This is a genomic window from Pseudoduganella namucuonensis, from assembly GCF_900116645.1.
GTDB classification, from domain to species: Bacteria; Pseudomonadota; Gammaproteobacteria; order Burkholderiales; family Burkholderiaceae_D; genus Rugamonas; species Rugamonas namucuonensis.
Genome location: NZ_FPBO01000017.1, coordinates 42,117 through 68,882 on the forward strand (window position 1 = coordinate 42,117; position 26,766 = coordinate 68,882).

Here is a 26,766-nt window from a genome sequence, read left to right on the forward strand (position 1 = left end):
TACCAGTGGATACAGCAAGGTGCCTACAACATGGCAAAGCGTGATTTTTACGAGATTCTCGGGGTCGCAAAGAACGCGTCCGAAGACGAGATCAAGAAGGCCTATCGCAAACTGGCGATGAAATACCATCCGGACCGCAATCCGGACAGCAAGGAATCGGAAGAGAAGTTCAAGGAGGTCAAAGAGGCCTACGAGATGCTGACCAATCCGGAAAAGCGCGAGGCTTATGACCGCTACGGCCATGCCGGCGTCGACCCGAACATGGGCGGCGGCGGCGGCGGTGGTTTCGGCGCCGGCGGCTTCGGCGACGCCTTCGGCGACATCTTCGGCGACATCTTCGGTGGCGGCCGCGGCGGCGGCCGCGGCGCCGGCCCGCAGGTCTACCGCGGCGCCGACCTGCGCTACAACCTGGAGATCACGCTGGAGCAGGCCGCGCACGGCTTCGACACCACCATCCGCGTGCCCTCGTGGGACAAGTGCGACACCTGCCACGGTTCCGGCGCCAAGCCCGGCACCTCGCCGGTCACGTGCTCGACCTGCGGCGGCCACGGCCAGGTGCGCATGCAGCAGGGCTTCTTCAGCATCCAGCAGACCTGCCCGAAATGCCACGGCACCGGCAAGATCATCACCGACCCCTGCTCGCCTTGCGGCGGCGCGGGCCGCATCAAGCGCAACAAGACGCTCGAGGTGAAGATCCCGGTCGGCATCGACAACGGCATGCGCATCCGCTCGTCCGGCAACGGCGAGCCGGGCACCAACGGCGGGCCGCCGGGCGACCTGTACGTGGAGATCCACATCAAGCCGCACACGGTGTTCCAGCGCGAGGGCGACGACCTGCATTGCGAAATGCCGATCTCGTTCGCGCGCGCGGCGCTGGGCGGCGAGATCGAGGTGCCGACCCTGTCGGGCAAGGTGTCGTTCACCATTCCCGAGGGCACGCAGTCCGGCAAGACCTTCCGCCTGAAGGGCAAGGGCATCAAGGGCGTGCGTTCCGGCTACCCGGGCGACCTGTTCTGCCACGTGGCGCTGGAAACGCCGGTCAAGCTGACCGACAAGCAGAAGGACCTGCTGCGCGAGTTCGAGCGCTCCACCACCGAGGGCGGCGCCAAGCACAGCCCGCAAAGCAAGACCTGGCGCGACAAGGTGAAGGACTTCTTCGAGTGAGCCGTGCATAGCATGCATAGCAACGGTGTGATGATGCGCTGCACCAAATGAGGTAACATAGCGTCACCCCACAACGGACCGCCGAATTGCTTGGTTGCAGCTCGGCGGTCTTCGCACGTATAGAGGAGAGACGTATGAGTGAGAATCAAAACAACAAGTCGCCACTGGCGGAACTGCTGGTCAACAACCGCACCTGGGCCAATTCCATGGTCGCGCGCGACCCGGATTTCTTCAACCGCCTGGCGCAGCAAGCGTCGCCGGAATACCTGTGGATCGGCTGCTCCGACAGCCGCGTGCCGGCCAACGAGCTGCTGGGCCTGGCCCCGGGCGACGTCTTCGTCCACCGCAACATCGCCAACGTGGTGGTGCACTCGGACCTGAACTGCCTGTCCGTGCTGCAGTTCGCCATCGAGGTGCTGAAGGTGAAGCACGTGATCATCGTCGGCCACTACGGCTGCAAGGGCGTGCACGCCGCCATGACGGGCACCCGCATCGGCCTGGCCGACAACTGGCTGCGCCACGTGCAGGACGTGCACCAGAAGCACGAGCGCTACATGGGCGACGTGCTCAACAGCCGCCAGCGCGCCGAGCGCCTGTGCGAACTGAACGTGGTGGAGCAGGTGGTCAACGTCTGCCAGACCACGATCGTGCAGGACGCCTGGGACCGCGGCCAGCAGCTGACGGTGCACGGCTGGGTCTACGGCCTGAAGGACGGCCACTTGCACGACCTGGAAATGACGGTCGGCGCCGGCCACGAACTGTCCAAATGCATCGAACAGCGCCTGGCCAAGTACGCGGAACTGGACAGCTGACCCCCCTTCGTCCCGCGACGCCGCCCGCGCGGCGGCCGCTCCGTCCCGGTATGCGCTATACTGTGTATTTATACAGTATCGGTGCATGCCATGGAACTGCGGGACAAGCTTGAAATCCTGGCCGACGCGGCGAAGTACGACGCGTCCTGCGCCAGCAGCGGGGCGCCCAGGCGCTCCTCCCAGGGCAAGGACGGCCTGGGGGCCAGCACCGGCATGGGCATCTGCCACAGCTACACGCCGGACGGGCGCTGCGTCTCCCTGCTGAAGATCCTGCTCACCAACTTCTGCGTCTACGACTGCCAGTACTGCGTCAACCGCCGCACCTCCAACGTGCCGCGCGCCCGCTTCACCGTGGCCGAGGTGGTCAAGCTGACGGTCGATTTCTACCTGCGCAACTACATCGACGGCCTGTTCCTCAGCTCCGGCATCATCCAGTCGGCCGACTACACGATGGAGCAGCTGGTGGCCATCGCGCGCGAGCTGCGCGAGACGCACCAGTTCCGCGGCTACATCCACCTCAAGACCATCCCCGACGCCGATCCCGCGCTGATCGAGGCGGCCGGGCGCTACGCGGACCGTCTCAGCGTCAACATCGAACTGCCGTCGCAGGACAGCATCGCGCGCCTGGCGCCGGAAAAGAACGTCCACACCATCAAGCTGGCCATGGGTTCCATCCGGCGCAAGCTGGACGAGAAGGCCGGGGAGCCTAAGTCGCCCGCGTTCGCGCCGGCCGGGCAGAGCACGCAGATGATCGTCGGCGCCGACGCCAGCGACGACAAGCACATCCTCGGCACCGCCGAGACGCTGTACGGCAGCTACAAGCTCAAGCGCGTGTACTACTCGGCCTTCAGTCCCATCCCGCAAAGCCCCAAGAGCGTGCCGCTGGCGCCGCCGCCCATGCTGCGCGAGCACCGCCTGTACCAGGCCGACTTCCTGCTGCGCGGCTACGGCTTCCAGGTGCGCGAACTGCTGCCCGAGAACGGCAACCTGGCGCTGGACATCGACCCCAAGCTGGCCTGGGCGCTGGCCAACCGCCAGCACTTCCCGATGGACTTGAACATGGCCGACGTGACCATGATCGCGCGCGTGCCCGGCATCGGCCTGCGCAACGCGCAGCGCATCGTCGAACTGCGGCGCATGCGGCGGGTGCGCTACGCCGACCTGTCGCGGCTGCGCTGCAGCATGAGGAAGATCGCCCCCTTCATCGTGGTGGCCGACTACCGGCCCGCCGGCGACACCACGCCCTCCGAGGCCCTGCGCCGCGCCATGGCGGACGCGCCGGAGCAGATGAACCTGTGGCCGGAGTTGCAGACCGCGTGAAGCCCGAGCCGGACATCGAACGCGCGGCCTCCGAAGCGGCGGCTGGCGGGCCGATCACCGTCGACGGCTTCGACGAATGGCGCGCCGCCGCGCGCGAACTGATCGTGCGCCGCCGTTCCCCCGAGTCCGTACAATGGCTCTCGCGCGGCAGTGGCGCCGACCTGTTCGGCGCCGCGCCGCTCGCGCCATCCGCCGCCGCCGACCCGGCCGGCGCGGAGGCCACAGCGCCCGGGCCGCCACCGACGGCCCCGCGCCTGCCGCGCAAACTGATGGACATGCTGCACAGCGCCGCCTGCCACCGCGCCCACGACCGCTGGGCCTTCCTGTACAAGATCGTCTGGCGCTGGCAACAAGGCGAACAGGAGGTGCTGACGATGGCCGACGAGGACGGCGCCCGCTTGCAAAACATGGTCAAGGCCGTGCGCCGCGAGGAGCACGACATGCACGCCTACCTGCGCTTCCGCGAACGGCCGGAGGACGCCGGCGCGCCGCGTTTCGTGGCCTGGTTCGAACCCGCGCACGACGTGCTGCCCCAGGTCGCGCAACACTTCGCCGACCGCATGGGCCGCACCAGCTGGATGATCGCCACGCCCGAGGCCACCGTGCTGTGGGACGGCGCGCGCCTGCACGCCACCGGCCCCCTGCTGCGCGGCGCGGCCGACATCGAGGACGCAGGCGAAGCCCTGTGGCTGACCTACTACCGCAGCATCTTCAATCCCGCGCGCCTTAACCCGGACATCATGCACGGCCACGTGCGCGCGCGCTTCTGGAAGAACATGCCCGAGGCGGCGCTGGTGCCGGAGATGGTGTCGCGGGCTGCGGCGGGCGCGCGGCGCACCGGCCAGGCCGACGCCGTCGGCCGCCGCGGCGGCGCCACGATACCGATCGCGCCCGAGAAGGCGCAGCCGGCGCGCCAGCAACCGCACACGCTGGACGAATGCCGCCGCTGCGAGCTGTGGGAGCACGCCACGCAGGCCGTGCCGGGCGAGGGCGCGAAGCGGGCCCGCGTCATGCTGGTCGGCGAACAGCCCGGCGACCAGGAGGACCTGGCCGGCCACCCCTTCGTCGGTCCCGCCGGCGCCCTGCTGGACCGGGCGATGGCGCAGGCCGGCGTGGACCGGAACGACGTCTACGTCACCAACGCCGTCAAGCACTTCAAATGGGAACCGCGCGGCAAGCGCCGCCTGCACAAGACGCCCGCGCAGAAGGAGGTCCTGGCCTGCCACTACTGGCTGGAGGGAGAACTGGAAAAGGTCGCGCCCAAGGTCGTGGTGGCGCTGGGCAGCACCGCGTTGAAGTCGGTGATGGAGGACGGCCGCGCGACGCTGAAGGACTTCATGGACGCCCCCGTGCGCCACAAGGACTACTGGGTCGTCACGACCTACCATCCCGCCTACGTGCTGCGCGTCCCCGGCGAAGCCGAAAAAGCCCGCGCCTTCGCCGCCTTGGCCGAAGCCCTCCGCACCGCCTATCGCCTCGCCGATTCTTGAAATCCGAATATCAATAGCTGATTTGATTCGTTTTATTCATGAAGCGTCGGGCATAGACTGCTTGCATACACATTGCAAGGATCAGTTCCATGTCCGCCGTTCTGCAGTCCCATCCGACTTTCGATATCAAGGTGTTCGACGCCCCGCTGGGCGCGGAGGTGATCGACCTCGACCTGTCGCGGCCGCTCGGCAACAGCGACTTCCAGCGCATCCACCGCGCCCACCTGGACCACCACGTGCTGGTGTTCCGCGACCAGCGCATCACGCCGGCGCAGCAGGTCGAATTCAGCCGCCGCTTCGGCGCGCTGCAGATCCACGTGCTGCGCAATTTCCAGCTGCGCGAGCAGCCGGAGGTGCTGGTGATCTCCAACATCATCGAGGACGGCCAGCCCATCGGCCTGGGTGACGCCGGCCACTTCTGGCATTCGGACCTGTCGTACAAGGAGGTGCCCAGCCTGGGCTCCATGCTGCACGCGCAGGAGCTGCCGGAGGAGGGCGGTGACACGCTGTTCGCCAATATGCACCTGGCCTACGAGACGCTGCCCGCCGCCCTGCGCCGCGCGGTGCAGGGCGCCCGCGCCGAGCATAGCTACCTGGCGCAGTACGAGGAACTGCGCCGCCGCAATCCCTTCCGCCCGCCGCTCACGCAGGCGCAGATGGACGAGGTGAAACCGGTGCTGCATCCGGTGGTGCGCGTGCATCCCGAGACCGGCCGCCGCGCGCTGTTCGTCAGCGAGCATTTCACCACCCGCATCGTCGGCCTGCCCGAGGACGAGAGCCGCGCCCTGCTGGCCGAACTCTACGCGCACAGCGTGAAGCCGGAGCACGTCTACCGCCACCAGTGGCGCCCGCGGGACATGGTGTTCTGGGACAACCGCTCGCTGATGCACCTGGCGGCGGGCTGTCCCGCCCACATGCGCCGCAAGCTGTATCGCACCACCATCGTGGGCGACGTCCCGTTCTAATCATCCTGGAGTTTTCATGGTCAAGACCAAAGTAGCCGCCGCCATCGCGGCCCTCGCGCTCATCGCCGCCGCGCCCGCGCAGGCCGAGGGACGCATCCGCATCGCCGAGCAGTTCGGCGTCACCTATCTGCTGCTGAACATCGCGCAGGACCAGAAGCTGATCGAGAAGCACGGCAAGCAGCAGGGCCTGGACATCAAGGTGGAATTCACCCAGCTTTCCGGCGGCTCGGCCGCCAACGACGCGCTGCTGTCCGGCGCCGTGGACGTGGTGGGCGCCGGCGTCGGCCCGCTGCTGACGATCTGGGACCGCACCAACGGCAAGCAGAACGTGCGGGGCGTCGCCTCGCTGGGCAACTTCCCCTACTACCTGGTCAGCAACAACCCCAAGGTGAAGACGGTGGCCGACTTCACCGAGAAGGACCGCATCGGCCTGCCGGCGGTGACCGTGTCGGTGCAGGCGCGCATCCTGCAGATGGCCGCCGCCAGGCAGTGGGGCGACAAGGAGTTCACGCGCCTGGACAAGTTCACGCAAACCCTGCCGCACCCGGACGCGGCGGCCGCCGTGATCGCGGGCGGCACCGAGATCTCGGGCCACTTCGGCAGCTCGCCGTTCCAGGAGCAGGAGCTGGCGCAGAACCCGAACGCGCGCATCGTGCTCAACTCCTACGACGTGCTGGGCGGTCCGAGCTCCTCCACCGTGCTGTACGCGACCGAGAAATACCGCAACGAGAATCCGAAAACCTACCGCGCCTTCACGTCGGCCCTGGCCGAGGCGGCGAAGTTCGCGACCGCCAACCCGGAGGCGGCGGCCGACACCTACCTGCGCGTCACCAAGAGCAATGTCGACCGCGGCCTGCTGGTGAAGATCCTGAAGAACCCGCAGGTGCAGTTCAAGATCGCGCCGCAGAACACCTACACGCTGGCCGCCTTCCTGCACCGCGTGGGCGTGCTGAAAAATCAGCCGAACAGCTGGCGCGACTACTGGTTCGACGACCCGGCCATCGGCCAGGGCGGCTGACATGGGCGCGCAACCGCTGCTGCGCGCGCAAGGCGTGTCGCTGGAATACCGCACCCGCGCCCAGACCGTGCGCGCGACGCATGACGTGAGCTTCGACGTCTACCAGGGCGACCGCTTCGTGCTGCTGGGACCATCGGGCTGCGGCAAGTCCTCGCTGCTGAAGGCGGCGGGCGGCTTCCTCGCGCCCAGCGCGGGCAGCATCAGCCTGCATGGCAAGGCCGTGAACGGGCCGGGGCCGGACCGCGTGGCCGTGTTCCAGGAGTTCGACCAGCTGCCGCCGTGGAAGACGGTGAAGCAAAACGTGATGTTCCCGCTGCTGGCCTCGCGCCGCCTCAAGCGCCACGAGGCCGAGGAGCGCGCCATGCACTGGATAGCCAAGGTGGGCCTGGAGGCGTTCGCGGACGCCTTCCCGCACACGCTGTCCGGCGGCATGAAGCAGCGCGTGGCCATCGCCCGCGCGCTGGCCATGCAGCCCGAGGTCCTGCTGATGGACGAGCCCTTCGCCGCGCTGGACGCGCTCACGCGCCGCAAGATGCAGGAGGAACTGGGCCTGCTGTGGGAGGAGGCGAAATTCACGCTGCTGTTCGTCACGCACTCGATCGAGGAGGCCCTGGTGGTGGGCAACCGCATCCTGCTGCTGTCGCCGCACCCGGGCCGGGTGCGCGCGGAATTGAACAGCCACCAGTTTGGCATGCACAGCACCGGCAGCCCCGAGTTCCAGGCCGCCGCCAACCGTATCCATCGGCTGCTCTTCGACGAGGAGGCCGCTGCATCCGGACCGGTGGCTGTGCCGAATACTGCACCGGTCCCGGTCGAGGCTCCGGTCGCGGAACCGGCGTTCACCCGCCGCGCCGCCGGCGCCGGACTGCCGCTGGCCGGCTACGTCGCGATCGACGCGCTGCCGCCCGCCGCCTACGCGGCCATCGACGAGACGGGCCGGAGGTACGCCGTATGAGCGCCGCCAGCCACCCTGCGAGCCACGCCGTCGGCCACGCCGCCGGTCACATTCCCGGCCACGCCGCGCATCCTCCGGTACGGCCGGAGTATGAACTGCCGGCGCCGCCGCCCGCGCTGGCGCCGCCCTACGTGCCGCTGCCCCTGGCCACCCGCGTGTGGCAGCGGGACTGGCTGCGCAAGGCGCTGATCCTGCTGGCGCTGGCCGCGCTGTGGGAGGGCGTGGCCCGCTGGCAGGACAACGACCTGCTGATCCCCACCTTCCTGCAAACGGCGCGCGCCTTCATCGCCGGTGTCGCCAGCGGCGAGCTGGAGGAGAAGGTCGGCGTGTCGCTCGGCGTGCTGCTGCGGGGCTACGCGCTGGGCGTCGCCGGCGCCTTCGCGTTGACGGCGCTGGCGGTCACCACGCGGCTGGGCCGGGACCTGCTGGAGACCCTGGTCGCCATGTTCAACCCGCTGCCGGCCATCGCGCTGCTGCCGCTGGCGCTGCTGTGGTTCGGCCTGGGCAGCGGCAGCCTGCTGTTCGTGATCGTGCACGCGGTGCTGTGGCCGCTGGCGCTGGGCGCCTACGCGGGCTTCCAGGGCGTGCCCGAGACGCTGCGCATGGCAGGCCGCAACTACGGCCTGCGCGGACTGCCCTTCGTGGCCCAGATCCTGGTGCCGGCCGCGCTGCCGTCCATTGTCTCCGGCCTGAAGATAGGCTGGGCCTTCGCCTGGCGCACCCTGATCGCGGCGGAACTGGTGTTCGGCGCCTCGTCCGGCAAGGGGGGACTGGGCTGGTACATCTTCCAGAACCGCAACGAGCTGTATACGGACAAGGTGTTCGCGGGCCTGGCCGCCGTCATCCTGATCGGCCTGCTGGTGGACAACCTGCTGTTCCGCGCGCTGGAGCGCGTCACCGTGCGGCGCTGGGGCATGCAGCGCTAGCGCGGCGATCGCGCCCGCACCCACGATAGCGGCCACCGGCCGCTATTTTTTTCATTCACAAGGTTGGAACCTTTTAGGTGGAACACTTGTGAAGAAAATCGCGCCGGCGGTTGGCTATCTTTGCGTGAATGGCGGTTACCCGCCGCCTCTTGCGGGCGCGCTGCGCCATCGCCAGCGCCGCCTCGGCTTCGCGGTAAATCCGCGGCGCTTCGACCAGGGCGGGCCGACGGTGGCGCCGGTGGACAACACGAAATCCGGCCATCGGCCTTGATTTGGCGAAACCTTTCTCCGCAACCGCGCTTCTCCGCGTAAAATACGGTGTGCGCCACCAGTTTATGGCGCGTTTATTGCTTGTATGACAGGCATGAGCCGCAAATTACGCATCGTTTTAGTCCACCCGCCAGACGAGAGTGACGCCTCGCTTCGAGCCCACGCCGTCCAGGCCGGCCTCATGAAGGCGGGTTACCAATTGGTCGCATCCCTGCCGGCCGACTTCCACCTGCCCGAAAAGATCGCGGAAATCCAGCCGGACATGATCATCGTCGACGCCGAATCTGACGCGCGCGACGTGCTGGAGCACATCGTCATCGCCACCCGCGACGAGCGCCGCCCCATCGTCATGTTCACCGAGGACGAGACCGCCGCCAGCATGGAGGCCGCCATGGCCGCCGGCGTGTCGGCCTATATCGTGGCGGGGCTGCAGCCCGAGCGCATCAAGCCGGTGCTGAACGTGGCGCTGGCGCGCTTCCGCCAGGAGCAGAAGCTGCTGGCCGAACTGGACGACACCCGCCACAAGCTGGCCGAGCGCAAGGTCATCGAACGCGCCAAGGGGCTGCTGATGGCGCGCCACGGCATGTCCGAGGAAAAGGCCTTCCAGAAGCTGCGCTCGATGGCCATGAATAAAAACCTCAAGCTGGCCGAGATCGCCCAGCGCCTCCTCGACGTCCAGGACCTCCTGGGCTGATTCCCCGCCATTCCCCGGGCGCACAATTGGTGCAATGCACCGCATTGGTGCGCTTTTCCGTTTCTGAAGCAACAATATTTCCATCGATATTCCCCGCAACGCGGTGGCACGCTCTTTGCTGAATAGAAAGGGCAAGCCCGGCCAACGGCGGCGGGGCGCGTCCAAAGACAATGGCGTCTTTTCAGTACGAATGATTCGTGCCGAGGGACGCTTTTTTATTTTGCAAAAGGAAAAAACGGCGATGGCGAACAAGGCAATACCTGAAAAGCAGGTGGTGAGGATCGGTTTCAATCCATTGACCGATTGCGCCTCCGTCGTCATGGCCGCCGTGCTGGGGTTCGATGAGAAGCACGGCATCAAGATCGTGCCGAGCAAGGAAACCTCCTGGGCCGTCGTGCGCGACAAGCTGCTGACCGGGGAACTGGACGCGGCGCACGCGCTGTACGGCATGGTCTACGGCACCCAGCTGGGCGTGGGCCTGCACAAGCGCGACATGGCCATCCTCATGGGGCTGAACCGCAACGGCCAGGCCATCACGCTCACGCGCCGCCTGGCGGAGCAGGGCGCGACCGACGGCGCCTCGCTGGCGGCGCTGCTGAAAAGCGAGCCGCGCAACTACACTTTCGCCCACACCTTCCCCACGGGGACGCACGCGATGTGGCTGTGCTACTGGCTGGCAGCGCACGGCATCGACCCGATGCGCGACGCGCGCCTGATCACGGTGCCGCCGTCGCAGATGGTGCAGTACATGGCCGAGGGCCATATGGACGGCTTCTGCGCCGGCGAACCCTGGGGCCACCGCGCCGTGATGGACGGCATCGGCGTCACGGCCGCCACCACCCAGGAGATCTGGCCCGAGCACCCGGAAAAGGTGCTGGCCGCGTCGGCCGAATTCACGCGCCACCACCCGAACACCTGCCGCGCCATGATCGCCGCCGTGCTGGAGGCGGGCCGCTGGATCGACGCCTCGCCCGCCAACCGCATGGCGATGGCCGAAATCATCTCCGGCGCGGCCTACCTGGACACCAGCAAGGAGGCGATCCGCCAGCGGGCCGGCGGCGCGCACCCGCTGCGCTTCCACCACGAGGGCGCGGCCAACTTCCCGTATCTGTCGGACGGCATGTGGTTCATGACGCAGCAGCGCCGCTGGGGCCTGCTCAAGTCCGACCCCGACTACCTGGGCGTCGCCCGCGACGTGCACCAGATCGCGCTCTATAAAGAAGCAGCGGAAATGACGGAGACCCCCGTGCCGCATAGCGAATCGCGCAGTTCCACGCTGATGGATGGAAAAGTGTGGGACGGCAGCGACCCCGAACGCTACGCGGCGTCGTTCAGCATCAAGCAATAGCGTTGGCAATGACAAAAAGGAAAAGGTTGCAATCATGGCGAACTACGGCTCGGCCGCCCTGGCCACAAAACGCGAAGCGCCCAAACTGTCCGGCGAGGTTTTCGGCGCGTTGATCAACCTCTCCGGCCGCCGCCGCTTCACCTCGCAGCGCCTGGTGCTGTACGCGGTGCTGGCGGGCCAGGGCCAGGAGGACGCCATCGTCATCGGGCGCGAGGCGCTGGGCCTGTTCCGCGCCGCCCACACCACCCTGATCAACGGCAGCGACACGGTGCCCGGCATCTTCTGCCCGGCGCTGGAGGAGGCCTATTTCGGCCGCACCGGCGGCGACCGCCAGATCCAGGCCTTCATGGAGCACGCCGACCGCACGCTGGCGGCGGCCGAGCGCGGCGCGCGCAACACGCAGGAGCTGATCGCGGAACTGGTGCAAATCACCACGCCGCTGCTGGCGCTGCTGAACCAGCTCACCTCCATCTACGAGGAGCAGTCCAAGCGCCACGCGGTGCAGATGAAGAACCAGCTGCGCGCGGTGATCACCGACATCGAGACCATCGCCCGCCAGGCGCGCATGGTGTCGTTCAACGCCCGCGTGGTGGCGGCCCGCTCCGGCGTGGCGGGCCGCGAATTCGCCGTGGTGGCGAACGAACTGTCCAACATCACCGGCGAAATCGACGACATGGTGAAAACCGCGCTGGCCACCGCCACCGCGTGAAAGGAACGAGCATGAATGGCAAAGTCACCCTGGTGGGCGCCGGTCCCGGCGACCCGGACCTGCTGACCATCAAGGCCGTGAAGGCCATCGAAAGCGCGGACGTGCTGCTGGTGGACGACCTGGTCAACCCCGAGATCCTGGCCTTCGCGCCGCCGGCGGCGCGCGTGATCCAGGTGGGCAAGCGCGGCGGCTGCCAGCAGACCCCGCAGGAATTCATCGAGCGGCTGATGATCGCCGAGGCGCGCGCCGGCCACCACGTGGTGCGCCTGAAGGGCGGCGACCCCTATCTGTTCGGGCGCGGCGGCGAGGAGCGCGCCCACCTGATGGCGCGGGGCGTGGCGGTGGACGTGGTGCCCGGCATCAGCAGCGGCCTGGCCGCGCCGTCTAGCGTCGGCATTCCGCTCACGCACCGCGAGTGGAGCCAGGGCGCGGTGTTCGTCACCGGCCACGGCAAGGACGCGGCGTCGGAGCCGAATTGGGGCGCGCTGGCGCAAAGCGGGCTGACGCTGGTGATCTATATGGGCGTGGCGCGCTGCGCCGCGATCCAGGCCGGCCTGCTGGCCGGCGGCGCGCGTCCGGACACGCCGGTGGCGGTGGTGCAGTCGGCCACCCGCGACGCGCAGCGCCAATTGATCACCACCCTGGGCGAGTTGCCGGCGGCGCTGGCCGCCAGCGGCCTGGGCAGCCCGGCCATCATCGTGGTCGGCGACGTGGTGCGGTGCGCCGACGCGTGGGGCGCGTCGGCCCATGCACCAGCCCATGCACCCGTTTTTGCACCAAGCTTGGGCGCTGGTGCACCGCAATATGCCGCGCAAGGCTGAAATTAAGGCCAATAAGACAACATTTACGGTCATTTCCCCCTGCGATCGCGCCCGATGAACCTGGCACGGCGCTTGCATAGATAAGGACAGGATCAATGGCGATCCCCCCAGACATGACGTCGATCTAACGAAGGATCGGCAAAAGGACAAAGGCGTCCGCCCGGCTTGGTTTCAGACCTCGCTGCGCGGACGCCTTTTTGTTTATTACACGGGACAAAAAAAATGGCCAGCAAAGCAAACAGCATCAAACTCTTCTCGATCTCCACGCCGCCAATGAGGGCGTTCCACCTGACGTGGATGGCGTTCTTCATCTGCTTCTTCGCGTGGTTCGCCTGCGCGCCGCTGATGCCGGTCATTAAAGGCGAATTCGGACTGACGATGGCGCAGATCGCCAACATCAACATCGCCGCCGTGGCCATCACCATCATCGTGCGCCTGATCATCGGCCCGATGTGCGACCGCTACGGCCCGCGCAAGACCTACACCGGCCTGCTGGTGCTGGGCTCCATTCCCGTGCTGGGCGTGGCCGCGGCGCAGACCTACGAGAGCTTCCTGTTCTTCCGCCTGCTGATCGGCGCGGTCGGCGCCAGCTTCGTCATCACCCAGTACCACACCTCGGTGATGTTCGGCCCCAACGTGGTCGGCACCGCCAACGCGGCGGCCGCGGGCTGGGGCAACGCCGGCGGCGGCGCGGCGCAGGCGCTGATGCCGTTGCTGATGGCCGCGATGATCATGATGGGCGTGTCCGAGACCTTCGGCTGGCGCGCCGCCCTGATCGTGCCGGGCGTGCTGATGCTGGTCATGTCGGTGGTGTACTGGAAATTCACGCAAGACTGCCCGCAAGGCAATTACAGCGAGCTGCGCGCGGCCGGCATCGCCATCGAAGGCGGCAAGAAAGGCGGCTGGGAGAGCTTCAAACTGGCCGCCGCCAACTACCGCGTCTGGCTGCTGTTCGTCACCTACGGCGCCTGCTTCGGCGTGGAGATCTTCATCCACAACATCGCCGCCGTCTACTACGTCGACCATTTCAGCCTGTCCTTGAAAGAGGCCGGCATGGCCGCCGCCAGCTTCGGCCTGCTGGCGCTGTTCGCCCGCGCCCTGGGCGGCTGGGTCTCCGACAAGGCCGCCATGCGCGGCAACCTGAATAGCCGCGTCACGCTGCTGTTCATCATGATGATCGGCGAAGGCGCCGGCCTGCTGTGGTTCGCCAACGCCGACAGCGTGATGTTCGCCGTGATCGCCATGCTGGTGTTCGGCATGTTCACCCACATGGCTTGCGGCGCGACCTACGCCCTGGTGCCCTTCGTCGACAAGCGCGCCCTGGGCGGCGTGGCCGGCATCATCGGCGCCGGCGGCAACGTGGGCGCGGTGGCGGCCGGTTTCCTGATGAAGGGCACCGGCGGCAACGTGCAGCAAACCCTCAGCATCCTCGGCGTGCTGGTCGCGGCTTCGGCGCTGTGCGCGATCGCCGCCCGCTTCAGCACGACGGCAGTAGAAGAATCGGCGCTTGCCGCAGCATAAACATTAGGGAGTAATACATGAAGATCATCGTCATTGGCCACGGCATGGTGGGCCACAAGTTTCTGGAAAGCCTGGCAGCCACTCCGGTCGCCGACATGCAGGTGACGGTACTGTGCGAGGAACCGCGTCCGGCATACGACCGCGTTCACCTGTCGGAGTTCTTCTCCGGCAAATCCGCAGAGGACCTGTCGCTGGTCAAGCCCGGCTTCTTCGAGCGCGACGACATGGTGCTGCGTCTGAACGCCCGCGCGGTCGCCATCGACCCCGCCGCCAAGACCGTGACCACCAATGACGGTGATGTTCTGCCCTACGACAAACTGGTGATGGCCACCGGCTCCTTCCCCTTCGTGCCGCCGCTGCCCGGCAAGGACCGCAAGGACTGCTTCGTCTACCGCACCATCGAGGACCTGGAGGCCATGCTCGAATGCGGCCAGCGCGCCAAGACCGGCGTGGTGATCGGCGGCGGCCTGCTGGGCCTGGAATGCGCCAAGGCGCTGCGTGACATGAACCTGGAAACCCACGTGGTCGAGTTCTCGCCGCGCCTGATGGCGGTGCAGGTCGACGACGGCGGCGCGCGCATGCTGCGCTCCAAGATCGAGGCGCTGGGCGTGACGGTGCACACGGCCAAGAACACGGTGTCCATCGTGGACGGCGTGGACGGCACCCACCGCATGGAATTCTTCGACGGCAGCCACCTGGACACCGACATGATCGTGTTCTCGGCCGGCATCCGCCCGCGCGACATGCTGGCCAAGGAATGCGGCCTGGAAGTGGGCCCGCGCGGCGGCATCGTCATCGACAACAACTGCCTGACCTCGGACCGCGACATCTACGCCATCGGCGAGTGCGCGCTGTGGGGCGGCATGATCTTCGGCCTGGTGGCCCCCGGCTACGAGATGGCGCGCGTGGCCGCCAAGCACCTGCTGGGCGAGATCGCCGAATTCACCGGCGCCGACATGAGCACCAAGCTGAAACTGATGGGCGTGGACGTGGCCTCCATCGGCGACCCGCACGGCAAGGAAGAGGGCAGCCGCTCCTACCAGTTCATGGACGAGCGCAAACAGGTCTACAAGAAGATCGTGGTGTCGAGCTGCGGCCGCTACCTGCTGGGCGGCGTGATGGTGGGCGACGCCAGCGAGTATGGCACCCTGCTGCAAATGATGCTCAACAAGATCGAGCTGCCCGAATCGCCCGAGTTCCTGATCCTGCCGCAGTCGGACGGCCAGGCCAAGCCGGGCCTGGGCGTGGACGCGCTGCCGGACGGCGCGCAGATCTGCTCCTGCAACGACGTGTCCAAGGGCGCCATCTGCGGCGCAGTGGCCGAGGGCTGCACCACCATCGGCGCCATCAAGAGCTGCACCAAGGCCGGCACCGCCTGCGGCGGCTGCGTGCCGCTGGTGACGCAGGTGATGAAGGCCGAGATGAAGAAGCTGGGCATGGACGTCAACAACAACGTCTGCGAACACTTCGCCCACTCGCGCCAGGAGCTGTTCCACATCATCAAGGCCGGCAACATCCGCACCTTCGACGCGCTGCTGGAGCAGCACGGCAAGGGCCTGGGCTGCGACATTTGCAAACCGCTGGCCGCCAGCATCCTGGCCTCGGTGTGGAACGAGTTCGTGCTGAAGAAGGAACACGCCAGCCTGCAGGATTCGAACGACTACTTCCTGGGCAACATCCAGAAGGACGGCACCTACTCGGTGGTGCCGCGCATGCCGGGCGGCGAAGTCACGGCCGACGGCCTGATCGCGGTCGGCATGGTGGCCAAGAAATACGGCCTGTACACCAAGATCACCGGCGGCCAGCGCGTCGACCTGTTCGGCGCCCGCGTCGAGCAGCTGCCCTCGATCTGGGAGGAACTGATCGCGGCCGGCTTCGAAACCGGCCACGCCTACGGCAAGTCGCTGCGCACGGTGAAATCCTGCGTCGGCTCGACCTGGTGCCGCTACGGCGTCGACGATTCCGTCGGCCTGGCGATCGAACTGGAAAACCGCTACAAGGGCCTGCGCGCCCCGCACAAGATCAAGTTCGGCGTGTCCGGCTGCACCCGCGAGTGCGCCGAGGCGCAGGGCAAGGACGTGGGCATCATCGCCACCGAGAAGGGCTGGAACCTGTACGTGTGCGGCAACGGCGGCATGAAGCCGCGCCACGCGGAGCTGATCGCCTCGGACCTGGACAAGGCCACGATGATCAAGTACATCGACCGCTTCCTGATGTTCTACACCCGCACCGCCGACCGCCTGCAGCGCACCAGCGTGTGGCGCGACAACCTGGAGGGCGGCCTGGACTACCTGAAGGACGTGGTCATCAACGACAAGCTGGGCATCGCCGCCGAGCTGGAAGCGGACATGCAGAACGTGGTCGACACCTACGAGTGCGAGTGGAAGGCCGCCGTCACCGATCCGGAGACCCGCAAGCGCTTCCGCCACTTCGTCAACAGCGACAAGGCCGATCCGAACGTGGTCTTCATGGAGGAGCGCGGCCAGATCCGTCCGGCCACCGTGGCCGAGCGCAAAGCCGTCGTCATCCCGATCAAAGTAGCCTAAGTAGCCTGAGGAGATTCACCATGCACCGCGACAACCTGACCGCCAACTGGACGCCGATCTGCGACCTGGACGACATCGTCCCCAACACCGGCGTGTGCGCCCTGCTGAACGGCGAGGCCGTGGCCGTGTTCCGCCTGAAAGGCGACGAGCCGCGCGTGTTCGCCGTCTCCAACTTCGACCCCAACTCGGACGCCTCGGTGCTGTCGCGCGGCCTGGTGGGCAGCCTGGGCGAGCGCATCGTGGTCGCCTCGCCGATCTACAAGCACCATTTCGACCTGCAGACGGGCGAATGCCTGGAGGCGCCGGAGCACTCGATCGCGACCTTCCCGGCGCGCGTCGACGGCGGCAAAGTATGGGTGGGCGCGTAACATGAACGCCGCGGCAGCCAAGCCAAACACCAAGCCGGCGCTGGTCGTGATCGGCAACGGCATGGCCGGCATGCGCACGGTGGAGGAGCTGCAAAAGCTCGCGCCGGACCTGTACGACATCACCGTGTTCGGCGCCGAGCCGTACGGCAACTACAACCGCATCCTGCTGTCGCCGGTGCTGGCGGGCGAGAAGACGGTGGACGACATCATGCTGCACACGCGCGAGTGGTACGAGCGCAACGGCGTCACGCTGCACGCCGGCGACCCGGTGGTGCACATCGACCGCCGCCGCCGCGTCGTGCGCGCCCAGTCGGGCAAGGAAGTGCGCTACGACCGGCTGCTGCTGGCCACCGGCTCCAAGCCCTTCATCATTCCGGTGCCGGGCCACCAGCTGCCGGGCGTGATCGCCTTCCGCGACATCCAGGACGTGGAGACCATGCTGGAGGCGTCGCGCAACCACACCCACGCGGTGGTGATCGGCGGCGGCCTGCTGGGCCTGGAGGCCGCCAACGGCCTGCTGCGCCAGGGCATGCAAGTGACGGTGGTGCACGTGACCGACGCGCTGATGAACCAGCAACTGGACAAGCCCGCCGCGCAATTGCTGCAAAAGGCGCTGGAGGGCAAGGGCCTGAACTTCATGCTGAGCGCGCAGACCGCCGAAATCGTCGGCCCGGACCGCGTGACGGCCGTGCGCTTCAAGGACGGTTCCGAAATCCCGGCCGACCTGGTGGTGATGACGGCCGGCGTGCGCCCGAACATCGAACTGGCCAAAGCGGCCGGCCTGCACTGCGACCGCGCCATCGTGGTCGACGACACGCTGCAGACCTACGACCCGCGGGTGTACGCCGTCGGCGAATGCGTGCAGCACCGCAGCGCGCTGTTCGGCCTGGTGGCGCCGATCTGGGAACAGGCGCGCGTGTGCGGCGCCCACCTGGCCGGCGCCGGCCACCGCCGCTACGTGCAGCAAGCCTCGCCCACCCGCCTGAAGGTGACGGGTGTAGACTTGTACTCGGTGGGTGACTTCATCGGCGGCGAGGGCAGCGAGGACCTGGTGCTGCGCGACGCGCGGCGCGGCGTCTACAAGCGCCTGGTGCTCAAGGGCGGCTGCGTGATCGGCGCCGTGCTGTACGGCGACGTGCAGGACGGCCCGTGGTATTTCGACCTGATCCAGAACCGCACCGACATCAGCGCCATCCGCCAGCATCTGCTGTTCGGCCAGGCCCTGTGCGCGGCGTAAAACCGGGGACAGACCCGCGTTCCGCGCCGCTGGCTTGAGCCAGGGTGTCTGGCGCGTAGGGTCTGTCCCCAGCAGCCGCTAACGAAATATAGTGAGAATCATCGTGAACCTGTCCATAGCCAACCTCTCAGTGCAAACCACCTGCGCCTATTGCGGCGTCGGCTGCGGCGTGAAGGCCACGCCCAAGGCGGATGGCGGCTTCGACATCGCCGGCGACACCGACCATCCCGCCAATTTCGGCCGCCTGTGCGTCAAGGGCTCGGCCCTGGGCGACACCATCAGCCTGAAGGGCCGCCTGCTGTATCCCCAGGTGCGCGACGAGCGCGGCTCGGACGCCACGCGCCGCGTGGACTGGGACACGGCGCTGGACATGGTGGCGGACAAATGGAAAGCCATCATCGCCGAACACGGCCCGGACGCGGTCGCGCTCTACGTCTCCGGCCAGCTGCTCACCGAGGACTACTACGTCGCCAACAAGCTGATGAAGGGCTACGTCGGCAGCGCCAACATCGACACCAACTCGCGCCTGTGCATGTCTTCCGCCGTGGCCGGCCACAAGCGCGCCTTCGGCGAGGACCTGGTGCCGGTGTCGTACGAAGACCTGGAACTGGCCGACATGATCGTGCTGGTCGGCTCCAACGCCGCCTGGTGCCACCCCATCCTGTTCCAGCGCATCGCCAAGGAAAAGGAAAAGCGCCCCGAGCTGAAACTGATCGTGGTCGACCCGCGCCGCACCGCCACCTGCGAGCTGGCCGACCTGCACCTGCCCGTCAAGCCGGGCACCGACGTGTGGCTGTTCAACGGCCTGCTGAGCTACCTGTCGCGCATCGGCGCGGTCGATCCCGACTACGTCGCCGCGCACACCAACGGTTTGGACGCGGCCCTGGCCGCGGCCGAGGTCGATTGCGCCGATCCGGCCGCCGTCGCCAAGGCCTGCAAGATCAGCCTGGGCGCGCTGATGGAGTTCTACGAGGGCTTCGCCGCCACCGCCAAGGTCATCACCGGCTTCTCGATGGGCGTGAACCAGTCCAGCGCCGGCACCGACAAGGCCAACGCCATCATCAACTGCCACCTGATCGGCGGCCGCATCGGCAAGCCGGGCATGGGCCCGTTCTCCATCACCGGCCAGCCGAACGCCATGGGCGGGCGCGAAGTGGGCGGCCTGGCCAACATGCTGGCCGCGCACATGGACCTGGAAAAGGCCGAGCACCGCGAAGTGGTGCAAACCTTCTGGGAATCGCCGACGATGGCCGACAAGGGCGGCCTGAAGGCGGTGGACCTGTTCCACGCCATCGAGGCCGGCAAGGTCAAGGCGGTGTGGGTGATCGCCACCAATCCCGTGGTCAGCCTGCCGGACGCCGACCAGGTGCGCCGCGCGCTCGCCAAGTGCGAGCTGGTGGTCGCCTCCGACATCATCCAGAACACCGACACCAACGCCTTCGCCGACGTGCTGCTGCCCGCGCTGGGCTGGGGCGAAAAGGACGGCACCGTCACCAACTCCGAGCGCCGCATCTCGCGCCAGCGCGCCTTCCAGTCCGCTCCGGGCGAGGCGCGCGCCGACTGGTGGATCCTGTCCCGCTTCGCGCAGCGCATGGGCTACACGGGCTTCGGCTTCGACAGCGCGGCCGAGGTGTTCGACGAACACGCCCGCCTGAGCGCCTACCGCAACGAACTGCACGACGTGCCGCGCTTCTTCGACATCGGCGGCCTGGCCGGCATGGACGCCAAGGATTTCGACGCGATGGAGCCGGTGCAATGGCCGTTCCGCACCGGCGGCTCGCCCACGGCGCGCCTGTTCGAGGACGGCCGCTACGCGCACCCGGACGGCAAGGCGCGCTTCATCGCCACCGCCACGCGCGCGCCGGCCAACCTGCCGGACGAGGACTATCCGCTGACGCTGAACACCGGCCGCGTGCGCGACCAGTGGCACACCATGACGCGCACCGGGCGCTCGGCCAAGCTGGCCGACCACATCCCCGAATCGTTCATCGACATGCACCCCGGCGACGCGCTGATCCACGGCGTGCGCGAGGGCGAACTGGCGCGCGTGACCAGCAAGTGGGGCGCCATGGTGGCCCGCGTGCAGCACGGCGGCGGCATCGCGCGCGGCGGCCTGTTCATCCCCATCCACTGGAACAACCAGACCTCGTCGGACGCCCGCGTCGGCGCGCTGGTGAACCCGGTGGTCGATCCCGTTTCCGGCGAGCCCGAATTCAAGCACACGCCGGTGCGCATCGAGCAGTTCCGCGTCAGCTGGCACGCCTTCATCCTGAGCCGCAGCGAAGTGAAGCTGGACTCGGTGGCGCACTGGACCCGTATCCAGGGCCTGGACTTCGCCCGCTACGAGCTGGCCGGCCGCAACGCCATCGCCGACTTCAGCGAGTGGGCGCGCGAGCTGCTGGGCGTGGAGGATCCGGACGCCGACTGGCTGGAATTCGCCGACCGCAGCGAGGGCATGTACCGCGCCGTGCACGTGGTGGACGACCGCATCGAGCAATGCATCTTCCTGTCGCCGCGGCTGGACCTGCCGGCGCGCAACTGGCTGGCCGGCTTGTTCGCGGAAGAGGAGTTGTCGGACCTGGACCGCGCCAGCCTGCTGATCGGCCGTCCGTTGACGAAGGGCGTGGACGCTGGACCGACGGTCTGCTCCTGCTTCGGCGTGGGCCGCAACATCATCTGCGGCGCCATCCGGGAAAAGGACCTGAAGACGGTGCCCGAGATCACCGCCTGCGTGAAAGCCGGCGGCAACTGCGGCTCCTGCGTGCCGGAGCTGAAAAAGCTGCTGATCGAAACCCGCGCCGAGATCAGCGCGGAGGCCCCGGCGTAAAAAGTTTCCCGCTTCACATCGGTGTCAGGCGCGACATTCGGACACGAGCCCGGCTGTTGCGCCTGCGCCCCACCTTATTTTCGCGGCGCAGCTATACCAAGATTCTCATGTGGCCGCTACGGACGAGGTCGTGTCCGAATGTCGCGCCTGACACCGATGGTGACGGAGCAACTTGTTGCCGGCGTTGATCGAATCCCGCGCCGAGTATCAGCGCGGAGGCCCCGGCGTAATCAGAAGGCCCAGTGGATTTTGCCGTACAGGGGGCTGCCGCCGGCCCCGCAACTGTGCGCGAAGCGCGCGTCCAGGGTCTTCACCTTGCCGGCCGCGTAGGTGACGCTGTCGATGGTGAACCACCCGGCGATCGCCTGGGAGGTGCAGCCCTGGCCGTTGCCGCTCCAGTCCATCGCGGCCCGGTCGTCGCGGGGGCCGGCGATTTCCTGGACATAGGCGCTGGGGTGTCGCCGCAAGTCGCCGTAGTAGCCGGCTTGCAGCTCGTTCAGCAGATTCGTGAAGCCCGTGAAATGTCCGCTCAAATCGCTGTCGCCGTCCTTCACGTTGGCACTGATTTCAGCGCCGGTGACGTCGACTTTCGCGCCTCCCGCTTCCGTATACAGGCGGGTCTTGCCGCCGCCGATGTGCTCGCCCGCCGCGCTCTCCAGGTAAACGTAGTTCCCCACCGGCGCGTCGATGCTGGGCGACCATAGGCCTGCCGGCACGGGCAGCACCGGCGCGGGCAGGTTGGCGGCGTCCCAGTGGATTTGACCGTGCATCGCCGCCGGGCTTCCGTCGCAACGCTGCTCGAAGCGCAGGTCGAAGGCGGTGAGTTCCTTGCCCTTGTAACTGACCTTGTCGAACACGAACCAGCCTTGCACCGTGTTGCAAATGCGGCCCCCGTTGAGCACGCTGGACCAGCTAAGGCCGTCTGGACCCTCGGGCGAGCCCAGATTGCGGATCGCGTCGGCGTGGTAGCCCGGGACCAACTCGGTGGCGTTGCCCGACTGTTTGAAAATGCCCAACCAGCGCTGGCCGGCCGTCCCGCTCGGCGGGACATCGACAAGCGACACGTGCAGCAGATTGGCCTGCGCGCCGACACCCAGGTAGGCGTCGCTTCCCTTGTACAGCTTGCTGCTGTTGCCGACGATGGCATCGCCTTCCGCCCCTTCGAGGTAGACATAGTTGCCGCTCGCGGGCACTTTGTCCGCGGCCGCTTTCCACACATCCGGAATGACCCTGGCGGTCACCAGCAACGACGCCTCCTTGCCGGCCGAGACCCCGTCGCTGACCGTCAGCGCGATCCGGTAGTCGCCGGCTACGTCGGGCGTGAACGTGGGCGTGGCGGTGTCCGCCGCCGCCAGCGCGGCCTGGCTGCCGGCGGGCCTGGACGCCATGGTCCACCAATAGCCGAGTTTTCCGGGGCCGCTGCTGGCCCGGCCATCGAGTTGCACGGCGGTCCCGGCCAGCACGATCCGGGATGCGCCGGGGCGGGCGACAGGCTTGTACGCGACGCCGGGTTCGAACAGCGCGACGCCGTTCTCCGTGGCGGCCCGGGTGCCTTCCTGGTTTTCCGGGCTTTCGCTGAAGCTGGCCAATACTTGCGGCGCCGTCGCGGTGCCCTGGTTCAGGACGCCGAGCCAGTAGGCGAAACCGGCCGCGTCGCCCTCGCGGCGCAGCACGTTCTTGTAGAGATTGCCGACCGTGGCCTCGGCCGTGGGCGTCTTGCCGTACAGGTCCTGGTACTCGGCCGACGCGGAGAACGCGGCCGCGATAGCGTCGAGTGGCGCGCCTTGCTCCAGCACGCCCATCCAGTAGCGCAGCCCGGCGGCGTCGGGCGCGCGGCCGAACGCGGCCTGGTACAGCCTCAGGACGCGCGCGGCCGAGTTCGCCTTGCCGAACACGGCCGAGCCATCGTCGAAGCGCAGCGTGGCGTCCGCCGGCACCTGGACCGTTTGCCGCTCGTCCGATTTCAGCGTCACCGTCGTGGTGTCGCCAAGGTGGGTGACGCGGTAGTCCTCCCGCGGTCCGGGGAAGACATGGACCGGGGCGTCGGCCACCGCCGCGCCCTGTTTTTTGCCCTGGGCCGGGGAGTTGGCCATGGTGGCGTCCCCGCCGCCGCAGCCGGAGAGCAAGACGGCCGTCACCGCGGCCGCAAGCGTTGATTTATAAGTCATGACAGTCTATGTGAGAAGAGGCGCGCGAGGATAGCACGGCGGCCCGGGCGCAAATCTCACGAATCGTCACGGCCCGGCGCGCCGGCCGGGACGCCGTCTACATGCCGTCGCCTATCCCAGGCAGGCCGAGGCGGCCATTCCGTTTGGTCACGGCGCGCCTGAGCTCGAACGGGAAGATGCGCCTGGTGGACATGCGCATCTCCAGCATCAACGCGATCGCGAAGTCTTGGCAGTTGTACGCCTGGGTCCCCGTCCACTGCCCCTTGGCCAGCGCCACGTCGGACACCGCCCGCAGCACGATGCCCAGCGATTTGGGCGTGTCCAGCACGATCCGCTCGGACGTGATGGCGCCCCCGACGGGCAGGGCGGCGCCATACAAAACCCTGTATCCGTGCATCGTCAGGTCCACTTTGATCAAGGTGCCATTACACTCCAAGAACAGCTCCCAGTGCGCGTCGTTCAGCTCGGCGCGCCTCACCACCGTCACCGCTTGCACCAAACTGCCCAGGTCCTCGAACCCGGCGAAACCCATGGTGGCGATGGCCAAATCCACGATGTTACCCGGTTCAATATTTTGAACCACCCCATGGGCGTTCCTCAGATCCCGCGTCATTATCGGCATTGTTCATCTCCTGGTGAGGGCAAATCCATGTTGGATTAATGCATGAAATATCATGCGGTGAAGTTGTGTAAATTGTCAACATATTGCATTTGGCAAATCCGCGTTGCCGCGCGCGATGGGGCGTGACGGCAAATCATGAAAATGTGATAAATTGATTCATCGGTAACAAAAAACGCAAAGCGGAGGCCCAGACACCCATGCGCCGCCCAGGATACAAAGCTTCCACCCGCCGCAGGTCGCGGGAACGCATCCCTTAGCTACGCTCGCCCAGCAGTCGCCGCGCGCGGACCCTCTTCTGGTTCGCGTCTGATCAAGACTTTTAGTGAGGGTGAGATGGCTATCCGGGAAAACTTTACGTACACCGAAATGGATTTGTGGCTCAACGACAAGCGGGTCACGGAAATCGAATGCCTGGTGCCCGACTTGACGGGCGTGGCGCGCGGCAAGATCCTGCCGCGCGGTAAATTCACCCAGGAGCGCGGCATGCGCATGCCGGAGGCGGTGCTGGGCATGACCGTGACCGGCAACTATCCCACCGACGACGCGGCCTACGACCGCGCCATCTCCGCCACCGACCGCGACATGATCCTGAAGGCCGACCCCACCACCATCACCATGGTGCCCTGGGCCACCGACCCCACCGCGCAGGTGATCCACGATTGCTACTTCTCGGACGGCGCGCTGGTCGACTTCGCGCCGCGCACCGTGCTCAAGCGCGTGCTCAAGCTGTATGCCGACAAGGGCTGGCAGCCGCTGGTGGCGCCCGAGCTGGAGTTCTACCTGACCGACAAGAACATCGATCCCGACCTGCCGCTGAAGGCGCCCATCGGCCGCAGCGGCCGCGCCGAGACCAGCCGCCAGATCTACAGCATCGACGCCGTCAACGAGTTCGACCCGCTGTTCGAGGACATCTACGATTACTGCGAGCTGATGGGGCTCGACGTGGACACCCTGATCCACGAGATCGGCGCCGGCCAGATGGAGATCAACTTCCTGCACGGCGACCCGCTCGGGTTGGCCGACAAGGTGTTCTTCTTCAAGCGCACCCTGCGCGAGGCGGCGCTGAAGCACAATATGTACGCCACCTTCATGGCCAAGCCCATGGCGGGCGAGCCCGGATCGGCCATGCACGTGCACCAGAGCGTGGTGGACAGCAAGACCGGCTGGAACATCTTCAGCAACGACGATGGTTCGCCGTCCACGCTGTTCAAGCACTACATCGGCGGCCTGCAGCGCTACATGCCGTCCGCGATGGCCATCGTCGCGCCCTACGTGAACTCCTACCGCCGCCTGGTGCGCCACACGGCCGCGCCGATCAACATCCAGTGGGGCGTGGACAACCGCACCGTGGGCTTCCGCGTGCCGGAGTCCGGCGTGCAGGACCGCCGCATCGAAAACCGTATCATCGGCGCGGACGCCAACCCCTACCTGGCGCTGGCCGTCACGCTGGCCTGCGGCTACCTGGGCATGACGGACCAGCTGGACGCCACGCCGGCCACCACCGGCAGCGCCTACGACATGCGCTACGAGTTCCCGCGCGGCCTGCCGGAGGCGCTGTCCGCGCTGCGCCGCGAGGACAAGCTGCGCGCGGTGCTGGGCGAGCGCTTCATTGACGTCTACGCCGCCATCAAGGACCTCGAGCACCAGGAATTCATGACCGTCATCAGCCCCTGGGAGCGCGAGCACCTGCTGCTGCACGTGTAGACGGCCCCGGCGCGCTTGAATTGATGGTATTTGGCAAGGTGCTGCATTTATAATCACGTCTTCGCCGGACGGCGCCGCCGCCCGGCATGCCTTTTTATACCATTAAGATTTCGCCAACATGACGACAGTCCAACCCGCCGCGCCCGCGTCCACAGCGGTAGAAACCGGCCAGCCTTTCCTGCTCATCCGTAACCTGGTCAAGGAATTCGACGGCGTGCGCGCCGTGAACGACGTGTCGGTGACGATCAACAAGGGCGAGATCTTCGCCCTGCTGGGAAGCTCGGGCTGCGGCAAGTCCACCCTGCTGCGCATGCTGGCCGGCTTCGAGACGCCGACCACCGGCCAGATCGCGCTGGGCGGCAAGGACATCGTCGGCGTGCCGCCGTACGAGCGCCCGATCAACATGATGTTCCAATCCTACGCGCTGTTCCCGCACCTGTCGGTGTGGGACAACATCGCCTTCGGCCTGCGCCGCGACGGCCTGCCGAAGGAGGAGATCGCGGAGCGCGTGGACAAGATGCTGGCGCTGGTGCAGCTCGCGGCCTACGGCAAGCGCAAGCCGCACCAGCTGTCCGGCGGCCAGCAGCAGCGCGTGGCGCTGGCGCGCAGCCTGGCCAAGCGTCCGCAGTTGCTGCTGCTGGACGAGCCGCTGGGCGCGCTGGACAAGAAGCTGCGCGAGCGCACCCAAGTGGAGCTGGTGAACATCATCGAGCAGGTCGGCGTGACCTGCGTGATGGTGACCCACGACCAGGACGAGGCCATGAGCATGGCCACCCGCATCGCCATCATGAGCGAGGGCCGCATCCTCCAGGTGGGCAAGCCGGGCGAGATCTACGAGACGCCGAACTGCCGCTTCGTGGCCGACTTCATCGGCTCGGTCAACCTGTTCGAGGGCCGCGTCAAGGTCGACGAGCCGGACCACGTGATCATCGAATCGCCGGAGGGCTCGCACTACGTCAGCCACGGCATCACCGGCACCGACGGCATGGCGGTCGGGGTCGCGGTGCGTCCCGAGAAGATGGTGCTGCAGGCGGCGCCGCCCAGCATGTCGCAGCGCGCCAAGGTGGAGGAGCACGGCCACAACGCGGTGCAGGGCGTGATCTCGTCGGTCTCCTACTTCGGCAACGAAACGCACTACCAGGTCCTGCTGGACAGCGGCATGCGGATCAAGGTGGCCCGCACCAACTCCGCGCGCCACGCCGAGGCGGGCCTGCGGCGCGACCAGCGCGTGCACGCATGGTGGGACGGCAGCGACGTCGTCGTGCTGACCAGCTAAGGCCG

General features: G+C 67.2%; 21 protein-coding genes and 1 pseudogene. 20 read left to right on the plus strand and 2 right to left on the minus strand.

Annotated features, from left to right (window positions below; all coding sequences use genetic code 11):
- The first annotated feature begins 30 nt into the window (after positions 1 to 30).
- The 18 genes and pseudogenes from dnaJ to BM436_RS18360 all read left to right on the plus strand — a co-directional run bounded on the left by dnaJ (position 31) and on the right by BM436_RS18360 (position 20,991).
- Positions 31 to 1,164: a molecular chaperone DnaJ gene (gene dnaJ / locus BM436_RS18275; protein WP_093556961.1), complete on the plus strand. Its 1,134-nt coding sequence runs from the start codon at positions 31 to 33 to the stop codon at positions 1,162 to 1,164.
- 134 nt (positions 1,165 to 1,298) lie between these two features.
- Positions 1,299 to 1,976: a carbonate dehydratase gene (gene can / locus BM436_RS18280; RefSeq protein ID WP_093556962.1), complete on the plus strand. Its 678-nt coding sequence runs from the start codon at positions 1,299 to 1,301 to the stop codon at positions 1,974 to 1,976.
- 90 nt (positions 1,977 to 2,066) lie between these two features.
- Positions 2,067 to 3,296, plus strand: coding sequence for a putative DNA modification/repair radical SAM protein (locus tag BM436_RS18285; protein ID WP_093556963.1), 1,230 nt, complete (start codon positions 2,067 to 2,069; stop codon positions 3,294 to 3,296).
- Positions 3,272 to 4,786, plus strand: coding sequence for a UdgX family uracil-DNA binding protein (locus BM436_RS18290; RefSeq protein WP_093556964.1), 1,515 nt, complete (start codon positions 3,272 to 3,274; stop codon positions 4,784 to 4,786). Before BM436_RS18285 ends, BM436_RS18290 begins: the two co-directional genes overlap by 25 nt.
- Before the next feature lie 89 nt (positions 4,787 to 4,875).
- A complete protein-coding gene (locus BM436_RS18295; protein WP_093556965.1) occupies positions 4,876 to 5,751 on the plus strand; it encodes a TauD/TfdA dioxygenase family protein in 876 nt (291 codons plus the stop codon).
- Between the two features lie 16 nt (positions 5,752 to 5,767).
- Positions 5,768 to 6,769 carry an ABC transporter substrate-binding protein gene (locus BM436_RS18300; RefSeq protein ID WP_093556966.1) on the plus strand — a complete coding sequence of 334 codons (1,002 nt, stop codon included), beginning with the start codon at positions 5,768 to 5,770 and terminating at the stop codon, positions 6,767 to 6,769.
- A 1-nt stretch (position 6,770) separates the two neighbouring features.
- A pseudogene (locus BM436_RS18305) lies at positions 6,771 to 7,571 on the plus strand (ABC transporter ATP-binding protein); the annotation flags it as partial.
- A 149-nt stretch (positions 7,572 to 7,720) separates the two neighbouring features.
- A complete protein-coding gene (locus BM436_RS18310; protein WP_093556968.1) occupies positions 7,721 to 8,650 on the plus strand; it encodes an ABC transporter permease in 930 nt (309 codons plus the stop codon).
- An 88-nt stretch (positions 8,651 to 8,738) separates the two neighbouring features.
- Positions 8,739 to 8,921, plus strand: coding sequence for a hypothetical protein (locus BM436_RS38495; RefSeq protein WP_177307324.1), 183 nt, complete (start codon positions 8,739 to 8,741; stop codon positions 8,919 to 8,921).
- 84 nt (positions 8,922 to 9,005) lie between these two features.
- Entirely contained in the window at positions 9,006 to 9,614 is a 609-nt protein-coding gene (locus tag BM436_RS18320; RefSeq protein ID WP_093556970.1) for an ANTAR domain-containing response regulator, read from the plus strand.
- A gap of 241 nt (positions 9,615 to 9,855) precedes the next feature.
- A complete protein-coding gene (locus BM436_RS18325) occupies positions 9,856 to 10,962 on the plus strand; it encodes a CmpA/NrtA family ABC transporter substrate-binding protein (protein ID WP_093556971.1) in 1,107 nt (368 codons plus the stop codon).
- 34 nt (positions 10,963 to 10,996) lie between these two features.
- Positions 10,997 to 11,671, plus strand: a complete 675-nt coding sequence (locus BM436_RS18330; RefSeq protein WP_093556972.1) for a methyl-accepting chemotaxis protein — start codon at positions 10,997 to 10,999, stop codon at positions 11,669 to 11,671.
- 11 nt (positions 11,672 to 11,682) lie between these two features.
- Complete coding sequence (gene cobA / locus BM436_RS18335; protein ID WP_093556973.1) at positions 11,683 to 12,492, plus strand: uroporphyrinogen-III C-methyltransferase; 810 nt, start codon at positions 11,683 to 11,685, stop codon at positions 12,490 to 12,492.
- A 222-nt stretch (positions 12,493 to 12,714) separates the two neighbouring features.
- Positions 12,715 to 14,013, plus strand: coding sequence for an MFS transporter (locus tag BM436_RS18340; RefSeq protein WP_093556974.1), 1,299 nt, complete (start codon positions 12,715 to 12,717; stop codon positions 14,011 to 14,013).
- A gap of 17 nt (positions 14,014 to 14,030) precedes the next feature.
- Positions 14,031 to 16,559: a nitrite reductase large subunit NirB gene (gene nirB, locus BM436_RS18345; RefSeq protein WP_093556975.1), complete on the plus strand. Its 2,529-nt coding sequence runs from the start codon at positions 14,031 to 14,033 to the stop codon at positions 16,557 to 16,559.
- 20 nt (positions 16,560 to 16,579) lie between these two features.
- Complete coding sequence (gene nirD / locus BM436_RS18350; protein ID WP_093556976.1) at positions 16,580 to 16,927, plus strand: nitrite reductase small subunit NirD; 348 nt, start codon at positions 16,580 to 16,582, stop codon at positions 16,925 to 16,927.
- A 1-nt stretch (position 16,928) separates the two neighbouring features.
- The gene (locus BM436_RS18355; RefSeq protein WP_093556977.1) at positions 16,929 to 18,164 is read left to right on the plus strand and encodes an NAD(P)/FAD-dependent oxidoreductase; all 1,236 of its coding nucleotides are present in this window, start codon (positions 16,929 to 16,931) and stop codon (positions 18,162 to 18,164) included.
- Between the two features lie 103 nt (positions 18,165 to 18,267).
- Positions 18,268 to 20,991: a nitrate reductase gene (locus BM436_RS18360; RefSeq protein WP_093557060.1), complete on the plus strand. Its 2,724-nt coding sequence runs from the start codon at positions 18,268 to 18,270 to the stop codon at positions 20,989 to 20,991.
- 230 nt (positions 20,992 to 21,221) lie between these two features.
- On the opposite strand, the gene BM436_RS18365 is transcribed toward BM436_RS18360, so the two are convergent.
- On the minus strand, positions 21,222 to 23,159 hold the full coding sequence (locus BM436_RS18365; protein ID WP_093556978.1) for a DUF4214 domain-containing protein: 1,938 nt from the start codon (positions 23,157 to 23,159) through the stop codon (positions 21,222 to 21,224).
- A gap of 97 nt (positions 23,160 to 23,256) precedes the next feature.
- Positions 23,257 to 23,712 (minus strand): hypothetical protein, encoded by a 456-nt coding sequence (locus BM436_RS18370; protein WP_143133213.1) that lies wholly within the window; start codon positions 23,710 to 23,712, stop codon positions 23,257 to 23,259.
- Between the two features lie 402 nt (positions 23,713 to 24,114).
- Here BM436_RS18370 and BM436_RS18375 point away from each other — a divergent pair, with 402 nt between their 5' ends.
- Positions 24,115 to 25,485 (plus strand): glutamine synthetase family protein, encoded by a 1,371-nt coding sequence (locus tag BM436_RS18375; protein ID WP_093556980.1) that lies wholly within the window; start codon positions 24,115 to 24,117, stop codon positions 25,483 to 25,485.
- Positions 25,486 to 25,603: 118 nt separating this feature from the next.
- Positions 25,604 to 26,761 carry an ABC transporter ATP-binding protein gene (locus BM436_RS18380; RefSeq protein WP_093556981.1) on the plus strand — a complete coding sequence of 386 codons (1,158 nt, stop codon included), beginning with the start codon at positions 25,604 to 25,606 and terminating at the stop codon, positions 26,759 to 26,761.
- The last annotated feature ends 5 nt before the right edge of the window (positions 26,762 to 26,766 follow it).

Excerpts from the sequence above, each read along its gene's own strand:
- BM436_RS18380 (WP_093556981.1), top strand. The coding sequence starts at position 25,604 with ATGACGACAGTCCAACCCGCCGCGCCCGCGTCCACAGCGGTAGAAACC.
- BM436_RS18320 (WP_093556970.1), top strand. The coding sequence starts at position 9,006 with ATGACAGGCATGAGCCGCAAATTACGCATCGTTTTAGTCCACCCGCCA.
- BM436_RS18365 (WP_093556978.1), bottom strand. The coding sequence starts at position 23,159 with ATGACTTATAAATCAACGCTTGCGGCCGCGGTGACGGCCGTCTTGCTC.
- BM436_RS18310 (WP_093556968.1), top strand. The coding sequence starts at position 7,721 with ATGAGCGCCGCCAGCCACCCTGCGAGCCACGCCGTCGGCCACGCCGCC.
- BM436_RS18300 (WP_093556966.1), top strand. The coding sequence starts at position 5,768 with ATGGTCAAGACCAAAGTAGCCGCCGCCATCGCGGCCCTCGCGCTCATC.
- dnaJ (WP_093556961.1), top strand. The coding sequence starts at position 31 with ATGGCAAAGCGTGATTTTTACGAGATTCTCGGGGTCGCAAAGAACGCG.
- BM436_RS18340 (WP_093556974.1), top strand. The coding sequence starts at position 12,715 with ATGGCCAGCAAAGCAAACAGCATCAAACTCTTCTCGATCTCCACGCCG.
- BM436_RS18325 (WP_093556971.1), top strand. The coding sequence starts at position 9,856 with ATGGCGAACAAGGCAATACCTGAAAAGCAGGTGGTGAGGATCGGTTTC.
- can (WP_093556962.1), top strand. The coding sequence starts at position 1,299 with ATGAGTGAGAATCAAAACAACAAGTCGCCACTGGCGGAACTGCTGGTC.
- BM436_RS18285 (WP_093556963.1), top strand. The coding sequence starts at position 2,067 with ATGGAACTGCGGGACAAGCTTGAAATCCTGGCCGACGCGGCGAAGTAC.
- BM436_RS18355 (WP_093556977.1), top strand. The coding sequence starts at position 16,929 with ATGAACGCCGCGGCAGCCAAGCCAAACACCAAGCCGGCGCTGGTCGTG.
- nirB (WP_093556975.1), top strand. The coding sequence starts at position 14,031 with ATGAAGATCATCGTCATTGGCCACGGCATGGTGGGCCACAAGTTTCTG.
- BM436_RS18330 (WP_093556972.1), top strand. The coding sequence starts at position 10,997 with ATGGCGAACTACGGCTCGGCCGCCCTGGCCACAAAACGCGAAGCGCCC.
- BM436_RS18375 (WP_093556980.1), top strand. The coding sequence starts at position 24,115 with ATGGCTATCCGGGAAAACTTTACGTACACCGAAATGGATTTGTGGCTC.
- nirD (WP_093556976.1), top strand. The coding sequence starts at position 16,580 with ATGCACCGCGACAACCTGACCGCCAACTGGACGCCGATCTGCGACCTG.
- BM436_RS18295 (WP_093556965.1), top strand. The coding sequence starts at position 4,876 with ATGTCCGCCGTTCTGCAGTCCCATCCGACTTTCGATATCAAGGTGTTC.
- cobA (WP_093556973.1), top strand. The coding sequence starts at position 11,683 with ATGAATGGCAAAGTCACCCTGGTGGGCGCCGGTCCCGGCGACCCGGAC.